This window comes from Amycolatopsis keratiniphila subsp. keratiniphila, assembly GCF_001620365.2.
Lineage (GTDB): Bacteria > Actinomycetota > Actinomycetes > Mycobacteriales > Pseudonocardiaceae > Amycolatopsis > Amycolatopsis keratiniphila.
The window spans coordinates 25,503-51,986 of sequence record NZ_LQMT02000038.1; the positions used below are offsets into that span (position 1 = coordinate 25,503).

The window sequence follows — 26,484 nt, forward strand, 5'->3', positions numbered from 1 at the left end:
GACTTGCGATCAAGGTGTGAAGGTCGAGTTTCCTCGGCTGAGCCGAGGGAAGGGGGCCTTCACGCGCCGCCGCTGCGACTGCTGTGGCTGGTGTGTTGCGGTGGTCGCGGACGGCGATTGCGTAGTCCGTGAAGGCCTCCTTCCCTACCTTCAGGGTAGGAAAGGAGGCCTTCACGGACCTGCGATCAACTGGCCGTCTACATCCGAGTTAGATGAGCGCGGCCGGAAGCGTTTCGAAACCGCGCAGGATCCGGGTCTCCCTCCGTCGGCCGCCACTCAGCAGCCGCAGGTCGGGGAAGCGCTCGAAGATCGACCGCAGGCCGATCTCGCCTTCCATCCGCGCCAGCGAAGCGCCGAGGCAGTAATGCCGTCCGGCGCCGAACGACACGTGGTCCCGCGCGTTCGACCGGCCGACGTCGAAGGCGGCCGGGTCCTCGAAGATCTCCGGGTCCCGGTTCGCGCCCGCGAGCACGGTGCTGACGATCGCCCCGCGGGCGATGGGGGTCCCGCCGATCTCGGTGTCCCGGGCGGCCAGCCTGCCGGTGAGCAGGACCGGCGGGTCGTAGCGGAGGACCTCGTCGACGGCGTTGCTCCACAGGTCCGGATCCGCCCGCAGTTTCGCGAGTTCGTCCGGATGCCGCGTCAGCAGGGCGATTCCGTTGCCGAGGAGGTTGACGGTGGTTTCGAAACCGGCCGCCAGCACCAGCCCCGCGGTGGCCTTCAGCTCCCGCTCGGTCAGGCCAACGCCGTCCTCGCGCGCGGCGATCAGCTTGCTGAGCAGGTTGTCGCCGGGGTTCGCCCGCAGCTTCTCCAGATGCACGGTGAGCCACGAGTCGAACTCGGCCAGCGTCGCCTCCACCGTCCGGAACGTTCGCCACGGCAGGCCGAGATCGAGACTCGGGGCCGCTGCCCCGCCCAGCGCGAGCACCTTGTCGCGCTCCTCCGGCGGGACGCCGAGGATCTGGCTGATCACGGTCACCGGTAGGAGCCCGCAGTACTGCTCGATGAGATCGACCGGGCTCGTCGGGTCGAGGCCGTCGAGAAGTTCGTCGGTGATCGCCTGCGTGCGCTCCCGCAGCTGCTCCACCGCGCGGGCGGTGAAGACGCGGGTGACCAGTTTCCGGTAGCGCGTGTGGTCGGGCGGTTCGCTGGCGAGCAGCGACGGCGGCTCGATCGGATGGATCAGACCGGACGACGACCAGGCGACGAGCCGGTTGAGCAGCGGGTTGTCCGGGACGAACCGCACGGTCTTGAACGCGTCGCTGCCCAGGACCTCCTTGCACGCCGAATGCCGGGTGGTGACATGCCCGACCCGGGTGGTGGCGATGGCGCCGTGCGAGCGGATCTCGTCGAACAGGCCGGACAGGTCCGCTCCACCGCTCGCCTCGACGGACAGCCTGCCCTGGAGGTCGCCCCGGCGCGCCGCGGCCCGCAGGGCGACCCGGGGGATGGCGTGGCCGATGCTCCAGCGGGTGACCGGTTTGGCGATCGCCTCCGCCTTGTGCCGGAAGGTCAGTGCGAACATCAAGGACTCCGTCCGTGCGGCTTCTTCCGAAGGTAGCGGAACGACGTGTCAGTAGCGAGCGGCTCCGATATCTGCGATCCCGCTCCGCGCTCGGTAATGTTCTGCACTTCGAGCGGGCCGGGGAGTGCTTGTGGGCGGCTACGGGTTCGACATCGCGCTGGTCGCGGTGCTGGTGGTGCTCAACGCGGTGTTCGCGGGCAGCGAGATGGCGCTGATCTCGTTGCGCGAAGGGCAGTTGCGGGCGTTGGAACGGGACGGCCGCGCCGCCGCCCGCACACTGGTGCGGCTGGCGCGCGACCCGAACCGGTTCCTGGCGACGATCCAGATCGGCATCACGCTCGCCGGGTTCCTCGCCTCGGCGACGGCGGCGGTGTCCCTCGCGCAACCCCTGGTGCCGCTGCTGGGTTTCCTCGGCAACGCGGCCGGGGCGGTGGCCGTAGCGCTGGTGACGATGGTCCTCACGTTCCTGACCCTGGTGCTCGGCGAACTGGCGCCGAAGCGGCTGGCGATGCAGAACGCGCTGCGGTGGGCGTTGCTGGTGGCGCGTCCGCTGAACCTGTTGTCGGCGATCTCGCGGCCCGTGGTGTGGGCACTGAGCGTGTCGACGAACTTCGTCGTGCGGGCGCTGGGCGGGCGGCCGGAAGCCGATCCGGACCAGATGTCGCCCGAGGAGCTCCGGGAACTGGTATCGGCGCAGCGCGGCCTGAACGCCGAGCAGCGCATGATCATCAACGGTGCCTTGGAGATCCACGAACGACGGCTGCGGGAAGTGCTCGTGCCCCGCCGGGCGGTGCTGACCTTGGCGGCCGAGCAGGATCTGCTCTCGGCACGCAGGCAGCTGGCCGAATCCGGCCATTCCCGGGCGCCGGTCGCACGCGGCGGCCATCTGGACGACGTCGTCGGTGTCGTGCGGTTGCGTGACCTGCTCGACGACCACGAAGACCTCGCCGAAGTGGTCCGGCCGGCGGTGGTGTTCCCCGATTCGCTGCGGGTATCGGACGCGCTCCGGAGTTTCAAGGCCGAACGGGAGCAGATGGCGCTGGTGGTCGACGAGCACGGCGCCGTCGCGGGTATGGTCACGCTGGAGGATCTGCTGGAGGAGATCGTCGGCGAGATCTACGACGAGACCGACCGTGACGTGCTGGCCGTGCGCGACGGCAACGACGGTTCCCTGGTCCTCCCCGGCACCTTCCCGGTGCACGACCTCGTCGACGTCGGGGTCGAACTGCGCGACGCGCCGCCGGGGGAGTACGCGACCATCGCGGGGCTGATCCTCGTGATCCTCGGGCGGATCCCTGAGAAACCGGGCGACCGCGTGGTGGTCTCCGGTTGGACGGCCGAGGTGCTCGGCGTCGAGCACCACGCGATCACGCGGGTGGCGCTGCACCGTGGGACGAACCCGGAGCGATGAGTTGCGCCGGACGCGCGGGGTTGGCAGCGTGCCCGGTGTCCCGCCACGAAGGAAGGTGCCCCGATGCCGCAAGACCAGCCGGATTTGAAACCTCGTTCACGAGACGTGACCGACGGCCTGGAGCGCGCGGCGGCCCGCGGGATGCTCCGCGCGGTCGGGATGGGCGACGACGACTTCGCCAAACCGCAGATCGGCGTGGCGTCCTCGTGGAACGAGATCACCCCGTGCAACCTGTCGCTCGACCGGCTGGCCAAGGCGGTCAAGAACGGCGTGCACGCGGCAGGCGGCTACCCGCTGGAGTTCGGCACGATCTCGGTGTCCGACGGTATTTCCATGGGCCACGAGGGAATGCATTTCTCGCTGGTGTCCCGCGAGGTGATCGCCGATTCGGTCGAGACGGTGATGATGGCCGAGCGGCTGGACGGCTCCGTGCTGCTGGCGGGCTGTGACAAATCCCTGCCGGGCATGCTCATGGCCGCGGCCCGGCTCGATCTCGCGTCGGTCTTCCTTTACGCCGGCTCGATCATGCCCGGTCAGGTCGACGGCCAGGACGTCACGATCATCGACGCGTTCGAAGCCGTGGGCGCGTGCCTGGCGGGCAAGATCAGCCGTGCCGAAGTGGACAAGATCGAGCGTGCGATCTGCCCCGGCGAAGGGGCCTGCGGCGGTATGTACACCGCCAACACGATGGCGTCGGTCGCCGAAGCGCTCGGCATGTCTCTGCCCGGATCGGCCGCCCCGCCCGCGGTCGACCGGCGCCGTGACGGCTTCGCGCACCGATCGGGGGAGGCCGTCGTCGGCATGCTCCGCCAGGGCATCACCGCGCGGCAGATCATGACCATGGAAGCGTTCGAGAACGCCATCGCCGTCGTGATGGCGCTGGGCGGTTCGACCAACGCCGTCCTCCACCTGCTCGCGATCGCGCGCGAGGCGGAGGTCGATCTGCGCATCGACGATTTCAACCGGATCGGCGACAAGGTCCCGCACCTCGGCGACCTCAAACCGTTCGGGAAGTACGTGATGAACGACGTCGACAAGGTCGGCGGCATCCCCGTGGTGATGAAGGCGCTGCTCGACGCCGGGCTCATGCACGGCGACGTGCTCACCGTGACCGGGAAGACGATGGCCGAGAACCTCGAAGGCATCGCTCCGGCCGGGGTCGACGGCGAGATCATCCGACCGCTCGACCGTCCGATCCACAAGACCGGCGGGCTGACCATCCTCAAGGGCTCGCTGGCGCCCGAAGGCGCGGTCGTGAAGTCGGCGGGCTTCGACGAATCGACGTTCACCGGTACCGCGCGGGTCTTCGACGGCGAGCGGGCCGCTCTCGACGCGCTCGCCGAGGGCCGGATCGTCGCCGGGGACGTCGTCGTCATCCGCTACGAAGGTCCCAAGGGCGGGCCGGGGATGCGGGAGATGCTCGCCATCACCGGTGCGATCAAGGGCGCCGGACTCGGCAAGGACGTCCTGCTCATCACCGACGGCCGGTTCAGCGGCGGCACCACCGGGCTCTGCGTCGGCCACATCGCCCCGGAAGCCGTCGACGCCGGGCCGATCGCGTTCGTGCGTGACGGGGATCCGATCACGCTCGACGTCGCGAACCGGACGCTCGAAGTCGGGATCGACGACATCGAGGCACGCAAGGAGGGCTGGACGCCCAAGGCGCCCGCGTACACGCGCGGGGTGCTCGGCAAGTACGCCAAGGTCGTGCGGAGCGCCGCGCACGGAGCCGTTTGCGAGTAGGAGGCCAGCCGGGGGCCGCGCGGGGATGGTATGTGTCCATGAAGGAATTGGGACATTGGACGTCCCAATTCCTTCATGGACGGCCAGGTCCGGCCTGCAGAACACCACTACGCCGGGCGTGTCCAGATTTTTTCCGCGATTTGGGAAGCGAGGAGATGGGAGCGTTCCTCGATGTCTTCCTCGGTCCAACGAGCCTGATCGGCGAGGAGATGCTTGTTGAGCATCAACACGCTGTGCTCGGCGATGCCCTCCCGCTTGCCTTGGTGGTGCTCGTTGCCGGACCAGCCGCTGTTCGAGAGGACAGGGTTCAGCCGGCTCGTGAGCAGAGTGAGATTTCCCAGCCGTTGTACGCGATGGTCACGCCGCAGTCGGCTATCGGCGTCATCCGCCAGCCCGGTGCTCCAATTCTTCTCCCAGCTGACAGGCATGATGTGTTCGATGGTGAGGCTACCTCGCGGACAGTGCGCATCCTCGCTCTTGGGAGACCGGTAGCTGTCTTCCAAGGCTTCCAGGACCATGCGTCCACGTCGCCGTGGGATCATCACGGAGTAGAAGCGAATCTTCCGCAGGCTGTCGATCACCTCGACATCGAGCGGCCATCGCCGCGAGTCGCCGGTCTGCTCGGCCAGGAACCTTTCGGTCGCTGTTCCGATTTCGTGCGGTTCTTGGAGACCCAGATGTTTGATGAGCTCGACGACGACACTGTTGGTGTCGGCGAGAGTCGTGCGGCACAGCATGCGCCTGACCAGCCAACTTTCGACGGCCTTCAGTGCCTGGTCGCGAGCAGCCGGAGGAACTGACGAGGCTGGTCGCAGGAGCCAGAGAAGTAAGGGCATCGTGGCGGCGATGTCCATCACTTCGATTACTCGGTAATGAAAAGTGCCCGGTGTCGAGTACGGTGCAAGGCTGTCGAGTTGCCGGTAACACTGAGCATCGCTCTTCAGTTCCGCGAGGACTGTCCGCACGTCCTCCGCTGGTGTGAGGACGTGGTCCCGGAAGTCCGTGAAGATCCGATCCGAGGGAACCAGGTGTGCTCGCCGCATGGTGAGCCAGTAGTTGAGGAAGACATCGATCCGGGGCCTGTTCAGGCGACCTTGACGGAGCTCTTTACGCCAAAAGTCTCCGGATACGGCTTCCCAGTAGTCCCGGTCGAGTTGCTCGGTGTCCAGGTGCTGCCGCTCGGCGGCCTGGAAAACGGCATTCTTCACCAAGTCCGCAGCCAGCAGCGGACTACCACGGTCGTTGAGTGCTTCGAAGATCGCTTGGGCATTGTCGCCAGGCTCGAGATCAATCACGACGAGCTTGAGATGGCGCGCCAGTGTGGTGGTCAGAGACCGCAGTCGATCGCTGGCTTCGTCCTCGCCACTTTCGAGGGCCCAGCTCCGAATGCGCTCGCGCAGGAAGACGATCGCTTGGCTTACCCGGTGTTCGCCGGAGTCGTTTGCTGGATCGTCATCCATGGCATCCTGGAACGGTGCCCGGTCAGCCAAGATCGGCCACACCTTCAGTAACTCGTCGTCCTCCTCGATGATGTGCTCGGGATTGCGGACGAGAGCTTTGAGCAAAGCTGCGTCGCGTGAACGGCCATACTTCTCGGCGACCTGCCGTACTGCGTTGAGCAGCAGTTGCAGGGTGATCAAGCGCTGCTGGCCATCGATGACATGCCGTACCTGGATGTATCCTGCGGGATTCGGCTGCTGGTCGAGGACCACCGCTCCCAAGAAGTGTGCGGGCACTTCGGGGTGATGAGCGAGGTCCTGTGCCTCCAGAAGTTCTTCGGCGACTGCCCGGACGTCTGCCCATAGCGGCTCCCACTGCTTTTCGATTTCCCACACATAGGGCCGCTGGAACACCGGGATCACGTAGCGAACCTGCGGTTCGAACAGTTTCTGCGGCGTCAGTGTGTTGGCCTGCACTGGATCTCCCCTGAAGCATCGACTCGAGCTAGTTGCCAGTCGCTCGATCGCCAGGAGGCGTTACGTTCAGATCAGTAGCTGATTGCTTCATTGCGATCACGGTCTGTGCTCGGCGGTGTCGGCCATCGATGCTCCGGCGTCTGAGGCCTTCACGAACGGGTGATGCGTAGGCCGGACAGGCCCGAGTACGTAATTCACCCGATGTGCCCCGCTACTCCGCAGTAGCAGACTCGGCGGCCCGACGATTCCCGCTGCTCCGGAGGTCGACGATGACCGCGTCCCACGCCCCAGCCCGCTCCGCCGCCCTCGTGATCGCCCGCGTGGTCGTCGACGGGATCCGGCATTCGCTGCCCGAGCACGCGCCGCTGTTCGACGCGCGCGCCACGGAGTTCGTCGCCTCGGTACTCGAGCGCGACGGGATGAACCTGGGCATCGCGGCGGGTGCGGACGCCTTCCGCCAGGTCGGCGTCGCCGAATACGCGGCAGGCAAGGAACTGGACCGGCTCTCCCGGGCCTACCACGCGGCGGGTCGTGGCGCCCTTCCCGCGCTGGCGTCGCTGTCGCGGCAGCCCGGGGCCGGGTCCGCCCTGATGGACACCGGGGTGGAGGCCCTGCTCCGCTGCTCCGACGTCCTGATCCGGCTGTCCACCGCGGCTTACCGCGCCGCGCACACGCCCTCGGTCGCCGAGCTGCGCCGTGACTTGCTGAAGGAGATCTTGAGCGGACGTCCTCCCGCGAAATGGGCGGGCCTCGCGGCCGAGGCGGGCTGGGTGCCGCCCGCGCGGGTGGTGGCCGTCGCCGCCGAACCCGGCGCCGTCCGCGCCTCGTTCGGCCCGGAGGTGCTGGCCGACCTCGCCGGCGAGTACCCGCTCATGCTCGTGCCCGACGACGTCGAGATCGGCGGTGTCCTGGCGGGGACGCGGGCGGCGGTCGGGCCCGCGGTCGCACCCGCCGACGCCGCGGTGTCCCTGCGCTGGGCGCGCCGGACGCTGGAGCTGGTCCGCCGCGAGGTGATCGAGGACGGCCCGCTCGTGCGCTGGTCGGATCACCTGACCACGCACTGGCTGTTCGCCGACGAGGTGCTCACCACCGCGCTGGTGAACCGCAGTCTGGCGCCGATCGCCGACCTGCCCGCCAACGAACGCACCAAACTCGCCGAAACCCTCGACGCCATGCTCTCCGCCCGCGGCGGGGCACCCGAGATCGCGAACAACCTCGGCGTGCACCCGCAGACGGTCCGGAACCGCATGCGACGGCTGCGGGTCCTGTTCGGTGCTCGGCTCGACGACCCGCAGACCCGCCTGGACCTGCGGATCGCCCTGCGCGCGGAGCTGCTCACGGTCGAGCCGGCCCGGTCCGCCCCGATGAAGGTGGCGTGAGCGTCAGACGGGATCCGCGGACCGGGTGACCCAGGTGGCGACCTGGACGCGGTTCGAGTAGCCGAGCTTGGTGAGGATGTGGTCGATATGGGTGTCCACCGTGCGACGGGCGATGCCGAGCCGGTCGGCGATCTCCTGGTTCGTCAGGCCCTCGGCGATCACGTGCGCGATCTCGGTCTCGCGTTTGGTGAGCACCTGCGCGGTCTGCTTCCGCGGGCCGGGGGTGCGTTCTTCGAGGGCGTACGCGATGGCGTCGCGGGTGGGCATCGCGGCGCCGTCGGCGAATTCCTTGACCGCGACCTCCCAGCCCAGCGCCGTCGTCACGGTGTCGGTGTCGGCGAGCAGCGGTTCGGTGAACGCCTCGTACCGGGTCGGCCACGCGCCGACCGTGCGCCAGACGTTCATCGCGGCACCCTGCAGGATCGCCGCCCGGTTGGGGCGTTTGGTCCTGGCCGCGCAGCCCGCCATCACGGTGAGCGTGAACCCGACGACGACGCGGTCGTCCACCCGCTCGTGCAGGCGAAGGACCTGCTCGCAGCAGCGCTCGGCGACGGCGAGATCCCCTTGCAGGTACTCGGCGGCGGCGCGCGACCACAGTGCCCAGCCGCGCCAGAACACCTCGCCGCGCCGCTCGCAGCGTTCGACGGCTTCCGCGAGCACCTTCCGGCCACTGTCCATGTCGCCGTTCAGCCAGACGGCGAGCCCGTGGTTGTAACTCGCCCAGAGGTCGCCGCCCTCGTCGCCGTGCGCGCGGAACAGGTCGATGGCCGTGCCGAACAGGCGTGACGCTTCGGCCATGTCGTCGCCGATCAGCGCGGCGTAGGCGCGGACGTGGAGCACGTACGCGGCGGCGAGTTCGTCGCCGCTCGCCTCGGCTTCGGCGGCCGCCCTCTCCACCATGCACCGGTGGGCGGACATGTCTCCCTGCACCACCGCCAGGAACCCGGAGAGCCACAGCCCGTGCGCCCGCTCCGGGACACCCGGCGCCGCGGCCTCGTCGAGGCGGCGGACCCACATCCGGCCTTCGGTGTTGAGCCCGCGGACGATCCAGAACTCCTTGACGTCGCGCAACATCCGCAGCCCGACGACCGCGTCCTCGGGGGTGCCGGTGCAGTAGTCGAGGGCGACGCGCAGGTTCGCGTGCTCGCGCCGCAGCCGTCCGATCCAGCCGAGCTGATCGGTCTCCAGCCATTCCGTGGCGTACCGGCCGGCGAGTTCGGCGAACCAGTCCCGGTGCCGTTTCCGGAACTCCGCCGTCCCGCCCGTCTCGCTGAGCCTGTCGACGCCGTACTCGCGCACCGATTCCAGCATGCGGTACCGCACCCCGCCGGGGTATTCCTCGCGCAGCAGGATGGACTTGTCGAGCAGCCCGTCGACGACTTCGAGGACGTTTTCGCGTGGCAGTTCGCCACCGCAGCAGACCTGCTCGGCGGCATCGAGGTCGAAGCTGCCGGAGAACACCGACGCGCGTGCCCACAGCAGCCGTTCTGGCGCGGTGCACAGGTCGTGGCTCCAGTCGATCAGGGCGCGCATGGTCTCGTGCCGCTCCGGCCGCCCACGCCGGTCCTTCGTGAGCACCGAGAACTGCCGGTCGAGGCGGTCGGCCAGCTGGCGCACGGACAACGCCCGCGCGCGGACGGCGGCCAGTTCGATGGCCAGCGGCAGCCCGTCGAGCCTGCGGCAGAGCCGGATCAGCGGCTCGACGTCGGACTCGGTGAGCTGGAACGACGGCGCGACCGCGGTCGCGCGATCGACGAACAGGCGCACGGAATCGTCGTTCAGCACGCGTTCGAAGGAGTCGCCCTGTTCCGGGATCGCCAGCGGCGGCACCGGCAGGACACGCTCGCCCGCCACGCCGAGCGACTGCCTGCTCGTGGCCAGCACGGTCACCTGGGGACAGGCCCTGACCACGGTGTCGGCGAACCAGGCGCAGCTGTCGACCAGATGCTCGCAGTTGTCGAGGACGAGCAGCAGACGGCTCGCCTGCAGGGCTTCGACGACGACGTCGATGGCCGGTTTCGCCGAGCGGTCACCGAAGCCGAGCACGTTCGCCACCGTCGGCACCAGCAACGCGGGTTCCCGCAGTTCGGCCAGCGACACGAACGCGACCTCGTCGGCCGTGGCCTCCCGGTGGGCCGCCGCGATCCGCCAAGCCAGCCTGGTCTTGCCCACCCCGCCCGGCCCCGTGAGCGTGACCAGCGACGAGGCCTCCAGCAGCCGCCTCGCCTCGCCGGTCTCGGCGTCCCGGCCGACGTAGCTGGTCACTTCGGTGGGATCGGCCGACCACCCCGCAAGCGAGCCAACTCCGTCCGCCATGCACTCTCCCGCGATCGACCAGCCCCGCGTTTCCGTCCGATGTAGACGGAAAACGCCCGGCTGCGGATACTAGCGGAACGGCGTCGCGCTAGCGGGACACTCGCTTGGCGCGATCATGCGCCCAACCCGCCAGCACCGTCCCGGTGGCCGCGAGCAGCAGGAACACGATCAACCTGCCGCCCCACTCACCGGGTACCCAGTCGAACGCGCCCCACAACTGGGTCGCCGAATGATCGAAGAGGCTGCGGATCGTGGCCTGCGCGAAGACGGCGACCGCCACCATCCCGAAGATCTGCAGCCCCAGATAGCCGCCCTTGGTCATGCTTCCTACCTCCCTGCTCCACGGTCGGGCCCAGCATCGCCCGCGGGGACCCGGCGCACATCGGCAGCGCGTCGCGCCTCGTGTTCGACCAAAGTCGATCCCCGCCGCGACCGAGGTCGGGGCCGAAATCGTCCCGTGTCCGGCTGCGGCGACGCGGGCCGGTCGACCATGATGGGCCGGTGATCGCCGACGCCCAGCCACCCGTCCGTCCATGGGGACAGGCCTGGCGCCTTCTCGCCGCGGCCGCGCTGGGCGTGCTCCTCTGGATCATCACGGCGGCGCAACTGCCGGTCGGCGCGTCGGGACCGAGGGTCGAGTGGATGATCACCGGCGATCCGCTGATCGCGCTCGCCTGCCTGATCGCCCTGCTGTGGCGCCGCCGCTTCCCGGTCGTGATCGCCATCGCGGTCATCCTCGCCTCGACGGCGTCGGTGCTGGCCGGTGGCGCGTCGCTGCTGGCGCTCTGTTCGCTGGCCACCCGGCGTCGACCGGTCGAAACGGCGGTCGCGGCGGTGCTGTCCGTGGTCACGGCGATCCTGATCGTCGACCTGTACCCGATGCGTGAGCCGCCGGGGCCGCTGTGGCTGATGATCAGCCTCCCCGCCTTGCTGGTGGGCATCGTGGTGGCCGTGGGCGCCGCGATCGGGGCGCGCCGGGAGGAGGTGCGCTCCCTGCGGGAACGGGTCGAGAGCGCCGAACGGGAGCAGGCCGCGCGGGCGGCCGAGGCGCGGATCGTGGAGCGCCACCGGATCGCGCGCGAGATGCACGACGTCCTCGCGCACCGGGTCTCGCTGGTCGCGATGCAGGCCGGGGTGCTGGGGCACCGCCCGGATCTGCCCGCCGAGCAGGTCGCGGAGCTGGCGCGCGGCATCGCCGACGGCTCCCACCAGGCGCTGGAGGAACTGCGGGACGTCCTCGGCGTGCTGCGGGCGGATCCGGACGAGCTGGAACCGCCGCAACCCTCGTTCGCGGACCTGCCCGCGCTCGTCGCGGACGCGCGGGCGCTGGGACTGGACGCCACGATGAAGATCACGACCGAGGGCGAGCCGCCGGACGCGATCGCGAGGACCGTCTACCGGATCGTGCAGGAAGGGCTGACCAACGCGGGCAAGCACGCGCCCGGGGCGGACGTGGTCGTCACCGTCGAAGGGAAGCCGGGCGAGGGGCTGCGCGCGACGGTCCGGGATTCCGGTGCGGCGCGGGCGATCGCGGGCCCGCCGGCGTCGGGATTCGGTTTGCTGGGCCTGTCCGAGCGGGTCGGGCTGGCAGGCGGCGAACTGGACCACCACGCGGAACCGGGCGGCGGATTCGTGCTCTCCGCGCGTCTGCCGTGGCCGGTCCGCGAAGGGAGCGAGTGAATGGACGGCGAGCGGGTGCGGGTCGTGCTGGTCGACGACGAGCATCTGGTGCGGATGGCGCTGCGGCTCATCGTCGACGGCGAGCCCGACCTCGTCGTGGTCGGTGAAGCCGCCGACGGCGACGCCGCGGTCGGCGTGGTGGGGGAGCAGCGGCCCGACGTCGTCCTGATGGACGTCCGGATGCCCGGACGCGACGGGCTGAGCGCGACCGAGGAGATCCTCCGCCTCCCGCAACCGCCCCGGGTGCTGGTGCTCACCACGTTCGACTCGGACGAGATGGTGCTGGGCGCGCTGCGCGTCGGCGCGCTCGGATTCCTGCTCAAGGACACCCCGCCGCCACGGATCCTCGCGGCGATCCGCACGGTCGCGACCGGCGAACCCGCGCTCTCGCCCGCCGCCACGGCCCGGCTGATCACCGCGGCCACCGGACCGCATTCGTCCGACGCGCGCCGGGCGTCGCGGGAAACCGCCCGCGGGCTGCTGGCCGCGCTGACCGACCGCGAACGCGAGACGGCGGGCGCCATCGCCGAGGGGCTTTCCAACACCGACGTCGCGCGCAAGCTGGACATCACCGTCGCGACGGTGAAGGCGCACACGAGCAGCATGCTCGCCAAGCTCGGCGTCGAGAACCGGGTCCAGATCGCCTTGCTGGTCCGCGACGCCCAAGATTGAAGAACTTTTTTCCGTCGCGGTGTCGAATCCGTCGTTCCCCGGTCGACGCAGTGTCGAAAGCAGTTCCGAACCATCAAGGAGAACCCACATGCGCACCCTGATCGCCACCGCGTTCGTCTCGCTCGACGGCGTCGTCGAAGGACCCGGCGGGGAGCCGGGCTACCGCAACTCCGGCTGGACCTTCAACGGCATCGAGTTCGACGAAGCGGCCTACGAGCTCAAGGGGCGTGAGCAGGGCGAGGCCACGGCGATGATGATGGGCCGGGTCAGCTACCAGGCGTTTTCGCCGGTATGGCCCGGTATGACCGAGGAGTTCGCCGAGTACAACGCGATGCCGAAGTACGTCGTGTCGACCACGTTGCGGGACGAGGACCTCGTCGACAACTGGGGCGAGACCACGATCCTGCGTTCGCTCGACGACGTCGCGAAGCTCAAGGAGACCGAGGGCGGTCCGATCATCCTCCACGGCAGCGCGGAACTGGACCGGAACCTCGCCGACGCCGGCCTGATCGACCGCTACCACCTGCTGGTGTTCCCGGTCCTGCTCGGCGCGGGCAAGAGGCTGTTCAGCGACACCGACAAGGACAAGCAGAGCCTCAAGCTCGTCGAGAGCGAGGCCTACGGCAACGGGATCCAGAAGCTGGTCTACGACGTCATCCGATGATCGGACCCCGACCGGACGGCGGCCGCGTGCCCTGCGATCATGAACCGCGTGAACAAGCCCGTCTTCGTACAACCGAACCTCGACGGACCGGCGGTGGAGCTGTCCGGGGTCGAGGTGCACGTCGGCCGGGTACCGCTGGTGTCGGACGTCGACTGGCGCGTGGACTACGGCCAGCGGTGGGTCGTCCTCGGCCGCAACGGCGCCGGGAAATCGACGATCCTTTCGGTGGCCTCGACCCAGCGGTTCCCCAGCGCGGGCACGGCCGTCGTCCTCGGCCACCGGATGGGCGCGGTCGACCTGCGTGACGTGCGGACGCACATCGGTTTCGTCGGCGCGAACCAGCGGCTGCCCGACGCGGAGAACCACGACGCGCACACCGTGGTGCTCACCGGGTACAGCGGAAGCGTGCTCCCGCTCTGGGACCGCTACGACGACGCGATCCGGGACAGGGCGTCGAAGCTGCTCGAACTCGTCGGCTGTACCGAACTGCGCGACCGGCCGGTGCGCGTCTGCTCGCAGGGCGAGCGCGCCCGGGTCCGGCTCGCCAGGGCGCTCATGGCCGATCCGCTGCTGCTCCTGCTGGACGAGCCGTTCTCCGGTCTCGACCTGCCCGGCCGCGAGGATCTCCTGATCGCATTGGAGAACCTGACGCTGGCGCAGCCGGAACTGGCCACGGTGACCGTGACCCACCACCTGGAGGAGATCCCGGCGACGGCCACGCATGCCCTGATGGTGCGCCGCGGCAGGATCACCGACGCGGGGCCGATCGACGAGGTCCTCACCGACGAAGGGCTTTCCGCCTGTTACGAGCGGGACGTCGAGATCCACCGCATCAACGGACGGTGGGCCGCGCACGCGGTCCGCCGCTCCTGAAAGCCGGTCAGCGGGAAGGGCAGGGCCAGGCGAGCCGGACGATGGTCCCGGTCGGGGTGCTCGTCACCGAGGCCTCCGGCGCGAAGGCGCGGATGATCGGCAAGCCGCGTCCGCCGTCCGGGCGGGGGCCGTCGCGCCAGCGGCCCTCGTCGGCCACACTGATCTTGAGGTGGCCGTCGTCGTGGGCGGCGGTCACCGTCATGACGTTGCCTTCGGTGCCGTCCGGGTAGGCGTGTTTGACGACGTTCGTCATCGCTTCGTAGGCGGTGAGTTTGAGGTCCTCGGCCAGCTCCCGGGGAAGCCCCCGGTCGAGGGCCCATTTCGCCAGCAGGTCCCGCAACGCGGCGGCCTGGGCAGGGACGGCGGCGACCTCGAGGACCAGCTCGTCGGTGTTCTCGCGCACCGGCTCGTCGATCGGCATCACGAAGCTTCTCCTCGTCGTCCGCCGCGGTCCACGACCACCGGATCCATCGACAAGGCTAAGGCACCGCGAGGATCGGGACACACGAGCCGCGCGAGCGGGCGCCGTCATCCGATATGTTCGGGACTGTCGGGTACCGATCGTGAGGGGTGGATGACGGTGACGAGCGGAGACGGCCAACACCGGGAGGTTCCGTTCTCGGTGTCCGTCGCGAGGACCGATGACGCCGAGGTCGTCATCGCGGTGGCGGGGGAGATCGATCTGACGACCTCCGAAGATCTCAAGGAGACGTTCGAGGAGGCACTGGAGCCCCTGCCGGGCAGGCTGGTCGTCGACCTCGAGGGTGTGGAATTCTGCGATTCCACCGGTTTGGCGACCCTGGTCGGGATCAACGACCGGTGCGGCACCCAGGGGGTCGCACTGCGTTTCCTGCCGTCGCCCACGATCCGGCGGCTGGCTTCGAAGACGGGATTGACCACGCTTCTGCCCCTCGCCTGATCCTCAGCGGTTCGCCACCTCCAGGATCGCGTGGTCGAGGTGCCGGTACACGGGGACCTGGGTCTCGGTGCCGAAGAGTTGCAGCAGACGCAGCACCGGCCGCGTGTCGGCGACGACGCCGGTGGTGCGGCGTTCGGCGCGGGCGCGGGCCGCGGCGGATTCGATGACCCGTAATCCGGCGACACCGAGGAAGCCGACCTCGCTGAGATCGAGCACCGTGGCGGCCGGGAGACGGCCGCGCATGGCATGGTCCAGCCGTCCCGCGGTGGCGAGGTCGATTTCCCCGGCCGCGGCGATGACCAGCAGGTCTTCGTTCCACAGGATGCGCCGAATCCGCAACAGGTTCTCGGCCGACGGGCGCGGTCGCGGAACGGCGGGGTGGAGCGCGGCGCGGAAGGCGGGGCCGTCGCGGCTGCTCCGCGTGAAAGGAATGCGTTCGGTCATGATGATGTCTCCCGGATAGCCGGGGACGAGACGGGCAACGGGCAAGCCTGCACAACTGCTGCGCAAGTCAACTCGCCGCCGCGTCGCCCTGGAAAGGTGCTGGGCCGCGGACATGCGGGTCGTTCGCGCGGGCTGGTGGACTCAACCTCACGTACTCCTCACCGTACGCCGCTCACCTCTCCTGGCAAGGCCTTGTGCGGTGAACGGTGGGTTACGCGGTCACTCGCGCAGTGCCTTTTCCCAGGCGAGGCCCCATTTTTCCAGCGGATGCAACGCGTCGAGGAGCCGTCCCCCGAGTGGGGTCAGGCGGTAACCCTCCTCGCCGGTCTCGACGATGCGGGCGTCGGTGAGCTCACCCAGCCTGGTGGCGAGCACGCTCGACGACATGTGCTCGCAGCGCCGCCGGAGTTCCCGGAAGCCGACTTCTCCCTCGCGCAGTTCCCAGATCACCCGCAGGGTCCATCGGCGTCCCAGCAGATCGAGCGCGGCCATGAGGGGGCGGCCGGTTTCGGAGCCGCGGACCGGCCGTCCGGGCCGCGGGATCGGATGGTCGGGCATGGCACCCCCTTGTGCTTCGACTTTCGAAGCAGCATAGTGGTTCTGAAATCGAAGCGCCGGAGGTGGTCGTGGCCCGTATCGCCCCACTCGCCCCGCCCTACGAGGCGGATGTCGAACAAGCCCTGCGCAAGTGGATGCCGCCCGGTGTGACGGAGGAGCCGTTGGCGTTGTTCAGGTTGCTGCAGCACCACCGGGAGCTGGCGTCGCGGATGCGCGTCCTGGGCGCCGGTCTGCTCGCGCACGGCGAATTACCCGCGCTGGACCGGGAAATCGTCATCGCGCGGGTGACCGCCCGCTGCGGATGCCGCTACGAATGGGGCGTCCATGCCGCGGTTTTCGCACCGGCGGTCGGCTTGACGCCGGAACAGCTCGACGCGACCGTGTCCGGCGACTCCGGACATCCCGCCTGGCCGGAGCGGCACCGCGCCCTGATCGCCGCCGTCGACGAACTCCACGACACGGCAACGGTTTCCGACGCCGTGTGGGCCGCGCTCGCCGAGCACTATCCGGCTTCGCAGCTCCTGGAGTTCCTCGTGCTGGCGGGCTGGTACCGGACGATCGCGTACGTCGCCGGCGGGGTCGGCCTCGACGAGGAGCCGTGGGCCGCCCCCTATCCCGGTGGTTAGGGCCGGTGCGAGTCGATTTCCCTTGTGTCGTCCCGTTCTTGTTTCGCGGCCTTCCAGGCGGCGAGGACGCACAAGAGAGCCGCCACGAAGCCGACCGCGGTGAGCGTCCCGGCCCAGACGGCGCCGGTGCTGGCGAGCAGGTAGAGCTGGACCACGGCGGTGCACGTGTAGACGACCGCCAGTCCCAGCCACAGCCGTTGCGTCATCATCTCCCGTCTCCGTTCGCCCGGTACGGGAGGTCAATCGCGGCGAGGCGGGATCGGGTTACAGGCTGTTCGAAACCCGGAAGAAGTCCACCAGCCCGTCCCACGACTGGGAATCCCGCCGCCGCTCCCACCACGTCCGGAACGGCGTCGACGCCATCGCGTGCCGTGTGTACGACGTCATCACCGCGCGGTAGACGTTCTCCGCCTGGTCCCACGTCAGCCGTTCCTTGCGCCACGCCAGCACGAGCCGCATCCGCATGGGGTCGCCCTTCAACGGCCGGACGACCATGCCGGGCAATTCGGGCGCGGTGGGCTCCACGAGCTGCACCGCCTGCCCGGCGGCGATCAGGTGGCGTCCGCCGCCGTTCGGGCATTCGAAGCGGATCCGCGGCGTGAACCCGGCGCGATGCGTCGCCGCGCGCAGCGACGTCAGCGAGCCGTCCTCGGGTCCGGGCGGTCCGATCCACGCCTCGTCCGCGAGGTCGGCGAGGTCGACCTCGAAACCGCCGGCGAGCCGGTGCCTGGCCGGAAGACCGATGAAGACGGGCACCCACGAGAACAGCACCCGATGCCCGAGATGCTTCGCCAGCGGCACTTCCTGGTCGTCGGACATGGCGATCACGGCGATGTCCAGTGTCGCGCGGGCGAGCGCCTGCGCCAGCACCGAGCTGGAGGGTTCCACATGGACGGTCACGTCCAGCCCCGGCAGCGCGTCGTCCAGCCGCTCGACGAAGGTGGGCAGACAGTCCATTTGGGACGATCCGAGCCGCACCGGGCCGTCGCCGAGCACGCCGAGGAGGTCGCTCTCGAACCGGTCGAACTCCACGAGCAGGGTCAGCGCGCGGCGCAACGTCTGCTCGCCGACCGGGGTCGGGGTCACGCCGGTGTGGCTGCGGACGAACAACGGCGCGCCGATCTGCCGTTCGAGCCGCTGGAGCAGCGAGGTCAGCGACGGCTGGGACATGCCCAGCGCGGCGGCCGCCTGCGAGAGGCTGCCCGCTTCGGCGATGGCGCAGATCGCCCGCAGGTGCCGGATCTCCAGGGCCATAGGCGGAGTCTATCGCCGCCGGTCATTACGGCCGTGGCCGTCGCGGTGCGAAGGTGCGGCCAGGACCACGACTACCTGAAAGGGGTGCCGATGACCGGCGACCGAACCCGGCCGGATCTGCGCGCGCTGCTGGCCGCCAAAGGGTTCCGGACCTGGATCAGCGACGGCTGGGAGCCCGCGGACGACGTGGTGGAGGTGCTGCCGGGCACCGCCGAGGCGGCCGCCGCCCATCGCGGCAGGCTGTCGGCGGAACTGCCCGGTCAGCGGATCGCGCTCGCGGCGGGCCGGGCCGTGGTGCGGTCCAACGACACCTTCCACGGCTTCCGTGCCGACAGCGACTTCGTCTGGCTCACCGGTTGCCAGCGCGAGGGCGCGATCCTGGTGATGACCCCGGCGGGGGACAGCCACCACGCCACGCTGTACGTCCCGCGCCCGGCCGAGGCGCACGAGCCCGACTTCGTGGGCGACGCCGACACCAGTCCGCTGTGGGTCGGCTCCGCCGCCGGACCGGCCGCGTACGGCGACGCGCTCGGCATCGAATGCCGCCCGCTGGAGGACCTGCCGCACGGCCTGCGCGGACGGAATCCGAGCTTCCTGGTCGGTGCCGGGGTCGATCCAGCGCTCGACGCGTACCGCTTCGGCCACAGTGAGCGGCTGCGGACTGTCCTCGCCCAGCTGCGCCGGATCAAGGACGACTGGGAGATCGGCCAGCTGCGCGACGCCGTCGACGCGACCGCCCTGGGCTTCGCGGACGTGCTGGCCGCGCTCCCGGAGGCGGTCCGCGGCGGCGGGGAACGCTGGCTGCAGGGCACTTTCGATCGTCGTGCACGGACCGAGGGCACCGGGCCCGGCTACACCTCCATTGTGGCGGCCGGGCCGCACGCCCCGATCCTGCACTGGACGCGCTGCGACGGGAAGGTGACCGAGGACAGCCTTCTGCTGCTCGACGCCGGCGTCGAGGTGGATTCCTTGTACACGGCCGATATCACCAGGACCTTCCCGGTCGGCGGGGAGTTCACGAAGGCCCAGCGCGACGTCTACGACCTGGTGCACAAGGCGCACGTCGCGGCGCTGGGCGAGGTCCGGCCCGGTCAGGACTACGGCGCGTTCCAGGCGACGGCGCTGCGCGTGCTCGCGGAGGGACTGCACGATTGGGGCCTCCTCCCGGTGTCGGTGGACGAAGCGCTGTCGCCGGACGGGCAGCAGCACCGCAGGTACATCGTCTGCGGTACCGGCCATTTCCTCGGGCTGGATGTCCACGACTGCGCCGCCGCCCATCCCTCCACGTACCGGGAGGGCACCCTCGCCGAGGGGATGGCGCTGGCGGTCGAGCCGGGTCTGTACTTCCACGCCGGTGACCGCACCGTGCCGCCCGAGCTGCGCGGCCTCGGCGTCCGCATCGAGGACGACGTCGTGGTCACCGGATCGGGATACGACCTGCTCTCCGGCGATTTCCCTTCGACCGCCGACGAGATCACCGCCTGGGTCCAGGCGGCCAGGGACTGAAGGACGCTTTCCCCGCATCCGACGCGGTGAAGGGGGCTTTCGGTGCGAGGCCGGTGTGCCGACCGGGGCTTGAGTACCTAGGGTCGTGCGATTTCGTGTCGTCCGTTACGACCCGCTGTGATGACGCCATCGACCACCGCACTCACCAGCCGATGGCGTCATCACACGCCACGTCAGTACCGGATGGTGTGCCCGGCGAGGATCCGTTCGGCGGCACCGGTCGTGGACAGGCCCGCGGCGGGCCGGTCCTCGGTGAAGTACTCGCGGAAGTCCTGGCTGAAGTCGCGGGTCATCAACGCGATCGTCCGGTTCCAGTTCCCGCCGTCCGGTCCGTCGGCCGCCCACAGGTCCAGCAGCGACGAGCCGACGCGTCCCTGCACGGTGTCGCCGTCGTCCCAGCCGGGGGTCGAAGCGTCGTTCTCGAAGCTGTACGAGCTGCCGTCGTCGTAGACGTAGCGGTAGTCGCCGAGGGCGTAGGCGGCGACGGCGTCGGCGAAGCCTTCGGTCCACGCGCAGGATTCCGAGCTGTGCTTCTCGATGTAGTGCGGGTTGCAGCCGGTGACGACGGGGAAGTCGCGGCCGTAGAGCTGCCACTGCAGCCAGTGCCCGGCCTCGTGGAGGATGAGGTGCTTCGAGTCGGGCATCGTGTTGCCGAGGAAGACGTAGTTCGTGTTCGGGTAGTCCCAGTAACCGCCGTCGGCGACCTTCGGATCCCAGACGAAGGTGATCTGGTCGCAGCGTCCGTCGGACTGACGGGCCGTCCAGCACGAGGACGACGGGTTGGCGCGCTTCCAGTACAAGACGTTCATCGTGTCCACGACCTTCCAGGCGCGCTGGAGCGTGGATGGCACCTTCACCGTGCCGAGGTCCTGGGTTCCGGAGACGTTCGTGCGACGCGCCGAGTCGAACGTGTAGTCGGTGGTGTTGTTCGCGGCCTTCACGACCCGCCACATCGACGTGCTGCTCGACCGGAAGCGCACGTACGCCTCGGCCAGGGACGCCGTGTGGCAGGCGGTGAACCGGCCTTCGGAGGCGCCGGTGATACCGGCGGCGAGCCTGGTCGCCGTGCCGGAACCGGTGCGGCCCCACAGTTCCCAGTTCGCGTTCCGGGCCACCTGGGTGCGCAGTGGCTTGCTGGTCCCGGCCTCGGCGTCGAGATGGTCGAAGACGAGCGTGCCGGTCAGGCAGGCGTTCGCGGCCGCCGTCGCCGGTGCGGCGACGGCCGCGGTCAGCCCGAGGGTGGTGATGAGCACCGCGCCGAACGCCCGAAGTCGTCGGCCTGCGGATCTGCGGATCAGCTGCACGGGAATCTCCTCGCTGAAAGGAAACGACGGTGCGCCCGTGACCCTGTGTCGACGGTGACACACCGGTTGGTGAAGGAGTTTCATCCCGGCCGGCGCCGACCACCATCGCGTCGCCCCATCGGCCGCGGCTATGCCCTGCCTGCCGGACGGCGTGTCATGATGTCCGCGAACTCGATCGGCAAAGCGAACGAGGTCGTACGGTTTGACGAACGACAGGGGAGAAGCGGTGGAGGACGAGACGCCCTCGATCCGGGACATGCTGGCGGTCAACCTGCGCGCGGCCAGGGCGGCGAGGGGGATTTCGCTGTCGGAGCTCTCGCGGCGGTCGGGGATCGGCAAGGCGACGCTGTCCCAGCTGGAGTCCGGCGGCGGAAATCCGACCATCGAGACCGTGTTCAGCCTGTCCAGGGTGCTGGAGGTGGCGATCTCCGACCTGCTCGACCATCGGGCGGGCGGCGCGCTCACCGTGGTGCGCGGCGCCGACGTCGAAGTGCTCAGCGGCGAGGGAGTGGATCTCCGGCCGCTGCGGCGGATCGAGGCCGGCGACGGCGTCTTCGAGGTGTACGACCAGGTGGTGCGCGGGGACGCGCCGCAACGTTCGCAGGGGCACGTCGGCGTCGAGCACACCATCGTGCAGACCGGATCGCTGCTGGTCGAGGTGGCGGGCCGGACCGTGGAGGTCGGGCCGGGGGATTACGTCGCCTTCGACGCCCGTGAGCCGCATTGCTACACCGCTTCGGATGGGCCGGTGCATTCGGTCCTGCTGCTGCAGTACCGCGCCGACGAACGGCTCGACGGCAGGCCGCATCCGGTGCTGAAGGGCTGACCGCGCCCGAGGTATTGACACCCGTCCGGGGTGGAACCTACTCTCCGATCGTTCGCTTTACCGAACGCTGGAGGGTCGATGAACCGAACGCGTGTGGTCGTCCTCGGCGCGGGGATCGTCGGCGCCGCGTGCGCCCGTGAGCTCACCCGGGCGGGGTTCGACGTCGTGGTCGTGGATCGCGACCGTCCCGCCGGAGGGACCACGTCGCACGGCGAGGGCAACATCCTGGTCTCCGACAAGGGGCCTGGCGCGGAACTCGAACTCGCGAAGCTCTCGATCGCGTTGTGGCCCCAGGTGGTCGCCGAGATCGCCGACGAGGACGCGCGTGCCGCTTCGTCGATCGAGTACGACCCCAAGGGCGGCATCGTCGTCGCCACCACGGACGACGGCGCCGTCGCGCTTGCCGCGTTCGCCGCCTCGCAACCCGGGGTCCGTGCGGAACCGTTGTCGCACAAGGAACTCGCCGACGCGGAGCCCGCGCTGACCCGCGAGGTGACCGCCGCGTTCCACTATCCGGAGGACGCGCAGGTCCAGCCCGCGGGTGCGGCGCTGGCGCTACTGGGCTCGGCGCTGCGCCATGGCGCCCGGCTGCGCTTCGACACCGAGGTCGTCGGCGCGACCGTCCACAACGGACGGATCACCGGCGTCCGCGTGCCCGGCGAGGTGATCGAAGCCGACGTCGTCGTGAACGCCGCGGGCCCGTGGGCCGGTCAGGTGTCGGCGTGCTTGGGTGCCCCGATCGCCGTCCGCCCCCGCCGCGGTGAGGTGCTGGTGACCACGCCGATGCCGGGTGTCGTCCGGCACAAGGTCTACGACGCCGATTACGTCGGCGCGGTCGGCGCCGATTCGGGCGAGCTGCAGACGTCCGCCGTCGTCGAGTCGACCTGGGGCGGCACCGTGCTGATCGGCTCTTCGCGTCGCCGGGTGGGGTTCGACGACACGATCCGCCCGGAGGTACTGAGCGCCATCGCGGTCAAGGCGCTGCGGCTGTTCCCGTCGCTCGCCGACGCCGCGATCATGCGCGCGTACGGCGGCTTCCGGCCGTATGTCGACGATCACCTCCCGGTGCTCGGCGAGGATCCGCGGCTCGGAAACCTCTGGCACGCCACCGGGCACGAGGGCGCCGGGATCGGGCTGAGCGTCGGCACCGCGCGGTTGCTGCGCGAACTGCTCACCGGAACCGAGCCCGCGATGCCGGTCACGGAGTTCACGGTGGACCGTCCCGCGGTGGTGGCGGCATGAGCGGATGGCTGCTGCCGCGCGATCGCGATCCGGTGGGCCGGACCGACCGGCCGATCCGGATCACCGTCGACGGCGAACCCGTGACCGGGATCGAGGGGCAGAGCGTGGCGGGGATGCTGCTCGCCGCGGGACGGACCTCCTGGCGGACCACGCGTTCCGGTGCTCCGCGCGGGGTTTTCTGTGGTATCGGCGCGTGTTTCGACTGCCTGCTCACGGTGAACGGCGTGCCCGACGTCCGCGCGTGCCGCCGTCCGGCCACCGACGGCGACGAAGTCCGCACCCAGTCACGGGAGGAGACCGCGTGAACGTGGTGATCGTCGGCGCCGGGCCCGCCGGGCTCGCGGCGGCCGAGCACGCGCTGCGGGCCGGTGCCCAGGTCACGGTGCTGGACCAGGCGGAGACCCCCGGCGGCCAGTACCACCGGATGCTTCCCGAGGCCTATGCGGCGAAGCGTCCGGACCGGATTCAGCACGGCCGGGCGGACTTCGACCGGCGCCGCCGGATACTCGCGCATCCGCGATGCCGGTGGTGGCCCGGCTCCACCGTCTGGGCGTTCGACCGGGCGGAGAAGCGGGTGCACATCCTGCGGGGACCGTCCGACGGTTCCGGACGGCGGCGGCCGACCCTCACCCCGGACGCGCTGATCCTGGCGACCGGCGCGCACGACCGCACTCTGCCGTTCCCCGGCTGGGAGCTGCCCGGCGTCTACACCGCGGGAGCGGCCCAGGCGCTGGCGAAGGGTGAGCGGGTCGCGATCGGCGGGCGGGTCCTCGTCGCCGGTGCCGGGCCGTTCCTGTTGCCGGTCGCGGAATCCTTGCTGGGCGTCGGGGCCGAGGTGGTCGCGGTGCTGGAGGCGAACCCGGCCTCGACCGTCCGAAAAGGATGGTCGGCCCGGCCGTGGCGCCTGGCCGCGCACGCCGGGAAGGCAGGTGAACTCGTGCGTTACGCCGCGACACTGGCCAGGCACCGGGTCCCGTACCGGATGGGCCGGGCGGTGATCGAGGCCCGCGGCGCGGACCGCGTCCGCGAGGTCGTGACCGCGAAGGTGCGCGCGGACTGGTCCGTCGTCGCCGGCACCGAGCGCGCCTACGAGGTCGACGCGGTCTGCGTCGGGCACGGTTTCAGCCCGCAGCCGGAACTGGCCGTCGCCGCGGGCTGCGTCCTCGACGACGGTTTCGTCCGGGTCGATGCCGCCCAGCAGACCACAGTGGACGGTGTCTTCGCCGCCGGCGAGATCACCGGGATCGGCGGTGCGGTCACCGCAGCGGCCGAAGGCGCGGTCGCCGGCCGCGCCGCCGCGGGAGGAACGCCGGACGGGGCACTGCTCCGTGCCCGCGATCGGGCCCGCGCCTTCGCCGATCGGCTCGCCGCGGCCCATCCGATCGGTCCGGCCTGGCGAAGCTGGCTGCGCGAGGACACGATCGTCTGCCGCTGCGAGGAAACCACGTACGGCGAATTGACGCGTGCGGCCGGGGACGAATCGTGTCCCGGTCCGCACGCGCTGAAACTCGGCACCCGGGCCGGTCTCGGCCCGTGCCAGGGCCGGATCTGCGGCCCGGCCGTGTCCGAACTCTGCGGCGGCGGGGCCGAACGGCACCACCGCCCGATCGTCCAGCCGATCCGGCTGGGCGAACTCGCCACCCGAACCGAAGGAGAACCTGAATGAGCACCCCCGACCTCGGTGGCGTCGTCGTCGCGACCGCCCTCCCGTACCGGGAAGACGCGTCGGCGCCCGCCGGGCTGGCCGTGGACTACGACGCCTACGCCGCGCATTGCCGGTGGCTGGTCGACAACGGCTGCCGGGGCGTCGGCCCGAACGGCTCGCTCGGCGAGTACTCCTCGCTGACCGACGAGGAGCGTCGCCGCGTCGCCCGCACCGCGATCGAAACCGTTGGTGACGACGGGATCGTCGTCGTCGGTGTGCACGGCCCCGGATCGCACCAGGCCAAGTACTGGGCCGAGGTGGCAGCCGAGGACGGCGCCGACGGCCTGCTGTGCCTGCCGCCCACGATGTACCGAGCGAACCGTGGCGAGGTGCTCGCGCATTTCGAGGCGGTGGCATCGGTCGGCCTGCCGGTGATGGTCTACAACAACCCCATCGACACCAAGGTCGACCTCACCCCCGCGCTGCTCGCGGAGATCGCGGAGATCGACAACGTGGTCGCGGTCAAGGAGTTCTCCGGCGACGTCCGCCGGGTGCTGGAGATCCGCGAGCAGGCACCGGGCCTGGATGTGATCAGCGGCGCCGACGACGTCGTGCTGGAGAGCCTGCTGATGGGCGCGACCGGCTGGTTCGCCGGGTTCCCCAACGTGTTCCCGGCCGAGTCGGTGCGTCTGTTCGACCTGGCGCGGTCCGGCAAACTCGACGAGGCCAGGGCGCTCTACGAACCGCTGGTGGCCGCGTTCCGCTGGGACTCGCGCACCGAGTTCGTCCAGGCGATCAAACTCGGGATGGATCTGGTCGACCGGTACGGCGGGCCGTGCCGCCCGCCGCGGGGCGCGCTGACCGAGGAGCACCGCGAGCAGGTCACCGCCGACATGCGGCGCGCGCTCGCCTCGCTGGGGGTGGAGTAGGTGCGGTCGATCCGCTCGATCACCGCCGTCGACTCGCATACCGAGGGCATGCCGACCCGGGTGGTGACCGGCGGGGTCGGCGTCATCCCCGGCGACACGATGGCCGAACGCCGCCGGTACTTCATGGAACACATGGACCATCTGCGGCAGTTCCTGATGAACGAGCCACGCGGTCATTCGGCGATGAGCGGCGCGATCCTGCAGCCGCCGACCAGGCCGGACGCCGACTGGGGTGTGGTGTACATCGAGGTGTCCGGCTGCCTGCCGATGTGCGGGCACGGCACCATCGGCGTCGCGACCGTGCTGGTGGAGACCGGCATGGTCGAGGTGACCGAACCGAAGACCGTGGTCCGGCTGGACACTCCGGCCGGGCTCGTGCACGCCGAGGTCGAGGTCCGGGACGGCCGCGCGGTCCGCGTCAAGCTGCGGAACGTCGCGTCGTTCCTCGCCGAGCGGGACGCCGTCGTCGAGGTGCCGGGGCTCGGCGAGGTGCGTTACGACCTGGCCTACGGCGGCAACTTCTACGCCATCCTCGAACTGTCCCAAGTGGACATCCCGTTCGACCGGGCGGAGAAGGACCGGATCCTCGCCGCGGGGCTGGACATCATGGCGGCCATCAACGACCGGCGCCCGCCGAGACATCCGGCCGATCCGCTGATCGGCGGCTGCAAACACGTCCAGTTCCTCGCCCCTGGTTCGGACGCACGGGCGTCACAGAACGCGATGGCGATCCACCCCGGCTGGTTCGACCGATCGCCTTGCGGCACCGGCACGTCCGCCAGGATGGCGCAGTTGCATGCCCGCGGCGAACTCCCGCTGCACACGCCGTTCGAGAACAGTTCGTTCATCGGCACCACGTTCACCGGCGAGCTGGTCGCCGAGACCACCGTCGGCGGCGTCCCCGCCGTGGTGCCGGAGTTCTCCGGGCGGGCCTGGATCACCGGCAACGCCACGTATCTGCTGGACCCGGACGACCCGTTTCCCGCGGGCTTCGTCCTCTAGCCCCTCTCCCCACCGCCGACCCGGGCCGCCCCGCGCGGTCCGGAAGGGAT

General features: G+C 70.1%; 26 protein-coding genes. 16 read left to right on the forward strand and 10 right to left on the reverse strand.

The genetic code is table 11. The features are described 5' to 3' along the window. Positions 1–208: 208 nt before the first annotated feature. On the reverse strand, positions 209–1,525 hold the full coding sequence (locus tag AVR91_RS35070) for a cytochrome P450 (protein WP_063275282.1): 1,317 nt from the start codon (positions 1,523–1,525) through the stop codon (positions 209–211). Positions 1,526–1,655: 130 nt separating this feature from the next. Between AVR91_RS35070 and AVR91_RS35075 the strand changes: the two genes are divergently transcribed. After that, positions 1,656–2,936, forward strand: coding sequence for a hemolysin family protein (locus tag AVR91_RS35075; RefSeq protein ID WP_063275281.1), 1,281 nt, complete (start codon positions 1,656–1,658; stop codon positions 2,934–2,936). 63 nt (positions 2,937–2,999) lie between these two features. Next, on the forward strand, positions 3,000–4,679 hold the full coding sequence (gene ilvD / locus AVR91_RS35080; RefSeq protein WP_063275280.1) for a dihydroxy-acid dehydratase: 1,680 nt from the start codon (positions 3,000–3,002) through the stop codon (positions 4,677–4,679). 107 nt (positions 4,680–4,786) lie between these two features. On the opposite strand, the gene AVR91_RS35085 is transcribed toward ilvD, so the two are convergent. Then, positions 4,787–6,595, reverse strand: a complete 1,809-nt coding sequence (locus tag AVR91_RS35085; RefSeq protein WP_063275279.1) for a DUF262 domain-containing protein — start codon at positions 6,593–6,595, stop codon at positions 4,787–4,789. Between the two features lie 269 nt (positions 6,596–6,864). Between AVR91_RS35085 and AVR91_RS35090 the strand changes: the two genes are divergently transcribed. Beyond that, positions 6,865–7,974 carry a helix-turn-helix domain-containing protein gene (locus AVR91_RS35090; protein ID WP_063275278.1) on the forward strand — a complete coding sequence of 370 codons (1,110 nt, stop codon included), beginning with the start codon at positions 6,865–6,867 and terminating at the stop codon, positions 7,972–7,974. 3 nt (positions 7,975–7,977) lie between these two features. Here AVR91_RS35090 and AVR91_RS35095 read toward each other — a convergent pair whose 3' ends face one another. Further along, a complete protein-coding gene (locus AVR91_RS35095; RefSeq protein ID WP_063275277.1) occupies positions 7,978–10,290 on the reverse strand; it encodes a LuxR C-terminal-related transcriptional regulator in 2,313 nt (770 codons plus the stop codon). An 88-nt stretch (positions 10,291–10,378) separates the two neighbouring features. Then, complete coding sequence (locus AVR91_RS35100) at positions 10,379–10,612, reverse strand: hypothetical protein (RefSeq protein WP_063275276.1); 234 nt, start codon at positions 10,610–10,612, stop codon at positions 10,379–10,381. Positions 10,613–10,791: 179 nt separating this feature from the next. On the opposite strand from AVR91_RS35100, the gene AVR91_RS35105 reads away from it, so the two are divergent. From AVR91_RS35105 to AVR91_RS35120, 4 genes are all read left to right on the forward strand, one after another. Next, positions 10,792–11,970 carry a sensor histidine kinase gene (locus tag AVR91_RS35105; RefSeq protein ID WP_063275275.1) on the forward strand — a complete coding sequence of 393 codons (1,179 nt, stop codon included), beginning with the start codon at positions 10,792–10,794 and terminating at the stop codon, positions 11,968–11,970. After that, the gene (locus AVR91_RS35110; RefSeq protein ID WP_063275274.1) at positions 11,971–12,642 is read left to right on the forward strand and encodes a response regulator; all 672 of its coding nucleotides are present in this window, start codon (positions 11,971–11,973) and stop codon (positions 12,640–12,642) included. 88 nt (positions 12,643–12,730) lie between these two features. Next, positions 12,731–13,306 (forward strand): dihydrofolate reductase family protein, encoded by a 576-nt coding sequence (locus AVR91_RS35115; protein ID WP_016333956.1) that lies wholly within the window; start codon positions 12,731–12,733, stop codon positions 13,304–13,306. Between the two features lie 39 nt (positions 13,307–13,345). Further along, positions 13,346–14,179 carry an ABC transporter ATP-binding protein gene (locus AVR91_RS35120; RefSeq protein ID WP_063275273.1) on the forward strand — a complete coding sequence of 278 codons (834 nt, stop codon included), beginning with the start codon at positions 13,346–13,348 and terminating at the stop codon, positions 14,177–14,179. 7 nt (positions 14,180–14,186) lie between these two features. Here AVR91_RS35120 and AVR91_RS35125 read toward each other — a convergent pair whose 3' ends face one another. Beyond that, the gene (locus AVR91_RS35125) at positions 14,187–14,600 is read right to left on the reverse strand and encodes an ATP-binding protein (protein ID WP_063275272.1); all 414 of its coding nucleotides are present in this window, start codon (positions 14,598–14,600) and stop codon (positions 14,187–14,189) included. A 201-nt stretch (positions 14,601–14,801) separates the two neighbouring features. On the opposite strand from AVR91_RS35125, the gene AVR91_RS35130 reads away from it, so the two are divergent. Then, positions 14,802–15,098: an STAS domain-containing protein gene (locus tag AVR91_RS35130; RefSeq protein WP_228709428.1), complete on the forward strand. Its 297-nt coding sequence runs from the start codon at positions 14,802–14,804 to the stop codon at positions 15,096–15,098. Positions 15,099–15,101: 3 nt separating this feature from the next. Here AVR91_RS35130 and AVR91_RS35135 read toward each other — a convergent pair whose 3' ends face one another. Together AVR91_RS35135 and AVR91_RS35140 are read right to left on the reverse strand one after the other, a co-directional pair. Beyond that, entirely contained in the window at positions 15,102–15,542 is a 441-nt protein-coding gene (locus tag AVR91_RS35135) for an STAS domain-containing protein (protein ID WP_063275270.1), read from the reverse strand. A gap of 219 nt (positions 15,543–15,761) precedes the next feature. Continuing rightward, positions 15,762–16,100, reverse strand: a complete 339-nt coding sequence (locus tag AVR91_RS35140; RefSeq protein ID WP_063275269.1) for a winged helix-turn-helix transcriptional regulator — start codon at positions 16,098–16,100, stop codon at positions 15,762–15,764. A gap of 68 nt (positions 16,101–16,168) precedes the next feature. Here AVR91_RS35140 and AVR91_RS35145 point away from each other — a divergent pair, with 68 nt between their 5' ends. Next, complete coding sequence (locus AVR91_RS35145) at positions 16,169–16,726, forward strand: carboxymuconolactone decarboxylase family protein (RefSeq protein WP_063275305.1); 558 nt, start codon at positions 16,169–16,171, stop codon at positions 16,724–16,726. Here the strand turns inward: AVR91_RS35145 and AVR91_RS35150 are convergent. Both AVR91_RS35150 and AVR91_RS35155 read right to left on the reverse strand, forming a co-directional pair. Next, complete coding sequence (locus AVR91_RS35150) at positions 16,723–16,935, reverse strand: hypothetical protein (protein WP_063275268.1); 213 nt, start codon at positions 16,933–16,935, stop codon at positions 16,723–16,725. The genes AVR91_RS35145 and AVR91_RS35150 overlap by 4 nt on opposite strands. A 55-nt stretch (positions 16,936–16,990) precedes the next feature. After that, positions 16,991–17,980, reverse strand: coding sequence for a LysR family transcriptional regulator (locus AVR91_RS35155; protein WP_063275267.1), 990 nt, complete (start codon positions 17,978–17,980; stop codon positions 16,991–16,993). Positions 17,981–18,070: 90 nt separating this feature from the next. On the opposite strand from AVR91_RS35155, the gene AVR91_RS35160 reads away from it, so the two are divergent. Continuing rightward, positions 18,071–19,486, forward strand: a complete 1,416-nt coding sequence (locus AVR91_RS35160) for an aminopeptidase P family protein (RefSeq protein WP_063275304.1) — start codon at positions 18,071–18,073, stop codon at positions 19,484–19,486. A gap of 173 nt (positions 19,487–19,659) precedes the next feature. Here AVR91_RS35160 and AVR91_RS35165 read toward each other — a convergent pair whose 3' ends face one another. Continuing rightward, positions 19,660–20,790: a hypothetical protein gene (locus AVR91_RS35165; RefSeq protein ID WP_063275266.1), complete on the reverse strand. Its 1,131-nt coding sequence runs from the start codon at positions 20,788–20,790 to the stop codon at positions 19,660–19,662. Between the two features lie 226 nt (positions 20,791–21,016). Between AVR91_RS35165 and AVR91_RS35170 the strand changes: the two genes are divergently transcribed. The 6 genes from AVR91_RS35170 to AVR91_RS35195 all read left to right on the forward strand — a co-directional run bounded on the left by AVR91_RS35170 (position 21,017) and on the right by AVR91_RS35195 (position 26,434). Continuing rightward, a complete protein-coding gene (locus tag AVR91_RS35170; RefSeq protein WP_016333967.1) occupies positions 21,017–21,616 on the forward strand; it encodes a helix-turn-helix domain-containing protein in 600 nt (199 codons plus the stop codon). A gap of 78 nt (positions 21,617–21,694) precedes the next feature. Beyond that, on the forward strand, positions 21,695–22,858 hold the full coding sequence (locus AVR91_RS35175) for an NAD(P)/FAD-dependent oxidoreductase (RefSeq protein ID WP_063275265.1): 1,164 nt from the start codon (positions 21,695–21,697) through the stop codon (positions 22,856–22,858). Beyond that, positions 22,855–23,163 (forward strand): (2Fe-2S)-binding protein, encoded by a 309-nt coding sequence (locus tag AVR91_RS35180; protein WP_063275264.1) that lies wholly within the window; start codon positions 22,855–22,857, stop codon positions 23,161–23,163. Before AVR91_RS35175 ends, AVR91_RS35180 begins: the two co-directional genes overlap by 4 nt. Then, positions 23,160–24,524 carry an FAD/NAD(P)-dependent oxidoreductase gene (locus tag AVR91_RS35185; RefSeq protein ID WP_063275263.1) on the forward strand — a complete coding sequence of 455 codons (1,365 nt, stop codon included), beginning with the start codon at positions 23,160–23,162 and terminating at the stop codon, positions 24,522–24,524. Before AVR91_RS35180 ends, AVR91_RS35185 begins: the two co-directional genes overlap by 4 nt. After that, complete coding sequence (locus AVR91_RS35190; protein WP_063275262.1) at positions 24,521–25,432, forward strand: dihydrodipicolinate synthase family protein; 912 nt, start codon at positions 24,521–24,523, stop codon at positions 25,430–25,432. Before AVR91_RS35185 ends, AVR91_RS35190 begins: the two co-directional genes overlap by 4 nt. Then, positions 25,433–26,434 carry a proline racemase family protein gene (locus tag AVR91_RS35195; protein WP_063275261.1) on the forward strand — a complete coding sequence of 334 codons (1,002 nt, stop codon included), beginning with the start codon at positions 25,433–25,435 and terminating at the stop codon, positions 26,432–26,434. The last annotated feature ends 50 nt before the right edge of the window (positions 26,435–26,484 follow it).